Annotated in this window: 3 protein-coding genes; 2 read left to right on the top strand and 1 reads right to left on the bottom strand. The window is 55.0% G+C overall.

All coding sequences use genetic code 11. The features are described 5' to 3' along the window. On the top strand, positions 1-480 hold a 480-nt coding region (locus H6B10_RS14525), incomplete at its 5' end, for a tyrosine-type recombinase/integrase (RefSeq protein WP_204652251.1). A 91-nt stretch (positions 481-571) separates the two neighbouring features. Here the strand turns inward: H6B10_RS14525 and H6B10_RS14520 are convergent. Beyond that, positions 572-769 (bottom strand): ribbon-helix-helix protein, CopG family, encoded by a 198-nt coding sequence (locus H6B10_RS14520; protein ID WP_193501203.1) that lies wholly within the window; start codon positions 767-769, stop codon positions 572-574. Between the two features lie 103 nt (positions 770-872). Here H6B10_RS14520 and H6B10_RS14515 point away from each other — a divergent pair, with 103 nt between their 5' ends. Beyond that, entirely contained in the window at positions 873-1,352 is a 480-nt protein-coding gene (locus H6B10_RS14515) for an SLOG family protein (RefSeq protein WP_204652250.1), read from the top strand. Positions 1,353-1,391 lie beyond the last annotated feature (39 nt).

Raw genomic sequence — 1,391 nt, 5'->3', positions numbered from 1 at the left:
CGGCACCGGACCATCCATGTGCAGCGGACAGTGGTCAAACTCAGCGGGCAAAAGATCTTCACCAAGGAGCCGAAAACCGCCAGCGGCGACCGGCGGGTGTACATCAGCAAAGAGATGTGCAAGCTGTTAAAAGCGTGGAAGCAGGAATGTGCCTGGCAGATGGAACAGGCAGAAGGGCAGGCGCTGATCGAGGAAGATTATCTTTTCCGCCAGCCGGGCGGTGATCCCATGGTACCCACGACCTTTACCTTCCGCTTCAAGAAAATCCTCAAGGAAAACGGGTTGCCTCAAAACTTATCTGTCCACAGCCTGCGCCATACCAACGCCAGCCTGCTCATTGCCCAGGGTGTGGATGTCCGCACCGTGGCGGGGCTGCTGGGGCACTCCCAGCCCAGTACCACACTGGACATCTATGCCCACGCCTTTGATAAAACCAAGCGAGAGGCACAGGAAAAGCTGGGGAAGGTAATGGGGTTATAACAGGAAATGCTGTTTGCACCGCGTTTCCCAGTGTCCGTATCACGAAAAGAAAACAGGCAGTTACCCTCAAGCGAGGGTGACTGCCTGTTTTTTATTCTTCGGTGATCTCCAGCCGGGCCAGCGCATAGTCGATGCACATCTGCACAAGCTCATTGCGGGAACGGCCTGTTTTCGAGGCTACGTCCTCCAGCTTCGCCAGCATGGTGTCGGGCAGCCGCACCGATACCACTGTGGACTTTCCTACCGCAGGTTTGCGCTGCGGCACAATAAATTTATCCTCCTGCGCCATCGTGTACCTCCCGAGCATTTTGTTGTAGTTATTATGGCGCACAATGGTGTATTATTTATATATTACAAATATGTAATACATAATGTGGTTGAGGAGGATTTTCATGGACAAACGCGCACAAACTTGCTGTTTTACCGGCCACCGTCAGCTGCCTGCTGGGGAGGAGGAAGCTATCTGGCGGCGGGTGCAGGAACATCTGATTCTTCTATTGGAGCAGGAGGTCCGCTATTTCGGGGTAGGCGGCGCACTGGGGTTTGATACGCTGGTCGCGGAAAAACTGCTGGAACTGCGTGGGCAGTATCCGCAAATTCGGGTGATTCTGGTGCTGCCGTTCCGCGGCTACCAAAGCCGCTGGACAGCGGCCCAGCAGGCCCGCGCTGCGCGGATTGAATCCAGGGTCGATAAGGTGGTCTACTGCTGCGACGCCCCCAGCCGTGAGGCCTTTCTGGCCCGCGACCGGCATCTGGTGGACGGCTCGGCCTACTGCATCGGTTACTGCACGAGAACTACCGGTGGTACGGCGTATACACTGCGGTATGCGGAAAAGCAGGGATTGCGGATATGGAATCTGGCCGAAAGATAAAACCAATCTTCCCATAAAAACAAAAACTGATAAAATAGC

The sequence above is a fragment of the Gemmiger formicilis genome, from assembly GCF_016901605.1.
Classification (GTDB): Bacteria; Bacillota; Clostridia; order Oscillospirales; family Ruminococcaceae; genus Gemmiger; species Gemmiger formicilis_B.
This window is presented reverse-complemented; position numbering and strand designations above follow the sequence as displayed.

Bases quoted from the DNA above. Each gene is read 5' to 3' on its own strand.
- H6B10_RS14520 (WP_193501203.1), bottom strand. From the start codon at position 769: ATGGCGCAGGAGGATAAATTTATTGTGCCGCAGCGCAAACCTGCGGTA.
- H6B10_RS14515 (WP_204652250.1), top strand. From the start codon at position 873: ATGGACAAACGCGCACAAACTTGCTGTTTTACCGGCCACCGTCAGCTG.